Genomic DNA, 2,060 nt, shown 5'->3' on the forward strand with positions numbered 1-2,060 from the left:
CTCCTCGGCGACCTCGCCGCCGAAGTTCTTGAGCAGTGCGTCCAGACCGCCGTCGAAGCCCTGGCCGACCGCGGCGAACCGCCAGACGTCCTTCAGATAGAAGTCCCCGAGCATCACCGCGCGCTCGGTGCTGAACTCCGAGCCGTTGAACGCGTATCGGACGACTTCTTCGCCGCCCGCGACTATCCGGATGTATCCGGGGCCCACTTGGGACATCTGTCCGGCGCCGTCGATGGTGGCGGTGAAGGAGAGTCTTTGGATGTTCGCCGGAATGCGGTCGAGCGTTACCCGGAATGACTCGGTGTCCCCCGACTGCGCGCCCAGCAACTGGACGGATTCCTCAGGAGACTTCGGCTGATTGAAGAAGATGAAATACCGGTCGTCCGAGAGCTGTTCATTGGCGTCGAGGCCGAAACAGCTGATGTCGAACGTCAAGCCGGGTGCCGCGATCTGCACACCTACGTACAGATCCGTCCCCTGCGTGAGGTCACTGATCTTGGCCTTGTGGCCGCGTTGGAATTCCCTCGCCATGCGTAACGACCGTCCCCCATCCCGAGCTGAACACGTCGCGTCAGGCTAACCGTTGAGTACGGGATTGAGCCAAGTCGGTACAGATTCGGTACACGATCACCGAGGGCGGGCCATCACTCTCCGGGAGCGCCCGGCAGATGCGGCAGCCGCTCGCCGGCGACCACGCCTTCGAGGTAGCCGCGGGCCCGTTCGGTGCGCGGGTATGCCTCCAGGAGCTGCCAGAAACTCGGTCCGTGCCCGGGCACGAGAAGATGCGCGAGTTCGTGCACGAGCACGTAGTCGACGACGTACTCCGGCATGCCCTGGAGCCGGTGGGAGAGGCGGATACTGCCCTCGGTGGGGGTGCAGGAGCCCCAGCGGGTGTTCTGGTTGGTGACCCACCGGACGGACGCGGGGCGGGCCCGGCCGTCGAAGTACTGCTCGGACAGCCGCTTGGCGCGGTCGGTCAGATCGCCGTCGCCGAGGATGCGCTTGCTCTCCTGCGCGGCGAGCTTGTCGAGCATCACCGTCACCCAGCGCCGCTCCTCGGCCTCCGACATCCGGGCCGGAATGAGCACGATGGTGCGGTCGCCCTCGCGGTACGCCGAGACCGTTCTGCTGCGCCGGGCGCTCCTGCGGACCTCGACGGCACTGGTGGCCGGGCCGCGCTGTGGGCGGCCGGTCACGCTGCGCTCTTCACTTCCGGCGCTGTGCGGTGGGGATTCCCCCGCAACGCGAGGGGAAGGGTCGGCGGACACGCTTCGACGTTACCCGCTGTCAGTGCGGGAAGTCCCGTCGCGGGAACCCTGCGATCTTGATCCACTCCATACACCCGTCATTTGAACGGCTAATTCCCCACGCCTGTGGATAACTCTTCGCATCTCTCACCAGTTCCCTGCATTCTGGATTCCGATCGCGGGACAGGCACACGGGGGAGACGAATATGCATCCAATGGTGAAGCCGGCGCTGCGCCGGGCTTGGCGGGAGCGGCAGACGGTGCAGTTCGGAATCACACCCCCGCACGCGGTGGTGGTGGGCCCTGTCGATACGGCCACGGGAAGTTTTCTCGATCTGCTCGACGGCACGCGAGGACTTCCCCTGCTGCGGGAGGAAGCGCGGACGATGGGGTTGCCGGACGGCAGGGCGGACGCGCTCGTGGACCGGCTCGCGGCGGCCGGGCTGCTGGACGACAGCACGGCGGGCGGCCGGGCCGCCGAAGCGTTACGGAATCGAAAGGTCGAGCTGGACCGGTTGCGGGCGGATCTGGCGTCCCTCTCGGTCACGCACCGGGAGCCGGGGGCGGCGATGGACCGGCTGGCGGCGCGGCGCACCATGCGTGTCCAGGTGCGTGGAGCGGGTCGCGTCGGGGCGGCCGTCGCCTCGGCGCTCTCGGCCGCCGGGGTGGGCCGGGTGGATGTGCTGGACAGCGGGACCGCCGAGCCGTGGGACGTGGCGCCTGGCGGGCTGCCCGTGGAGTCGGTGGGTGAGCGCAGGGATGTGGCGGCCCGGCCGCCCGCCGTGCTGTCGTCCAGCAGCCCGGCCGCCGCGA

At 68.4% G+C, this 2,060-nt stretch carries 3 protein-coding genes; 1 reads left to right on the forward strand and 2 read right to left on the reverse strand.

Annotated elements, in window-relative coordinates:
• Both GXP76_RS35300 and GXP76_RS35305 read right to left on the reverse strand, forming a co-directional pair.
• The coding region (locus GXP76_RS35300; RefSeq protein ID WP_242575701.1) for a TerD family protein at positions 1–531 on the reverse strand (531 nt) is incomplete at its 3' end.
• Positions 532–644: 113 nt separating this feature from the next.
• Positions 645–1,268: a M48 family metallopeptidase gene (locus GXP76_RS35305; protein WP_242575702.1), complete on the reverse strand. Its 624-nt coding sequence runs from the start codon at positions 1,266–1,268 to the stop codon at positions 645–647.
• A gap of 185 nt (positions 1,269–1,453) precedes the next feature.
• Here GXP76_RS35305 and GXP76_RS35310 point away from each other — a divergent pair.
• The coding region (locus GXP76_RS35310; protein WP_242575703.1) for a ThiF family adenylyltransferase at positions 1,454–2,060 on the forward strand (607 nt) is incomplete at its 3' end.

Origin of the sequence: Streptomyces sp. NP-1717 (genome assembly GCF_022695985.1) — a bacterium.
Classification (GTDB): Bacteria; Actinomycetota; Actinomycetes; order Streptomycetales; family Streptomycetaceae; genus Streptomyces.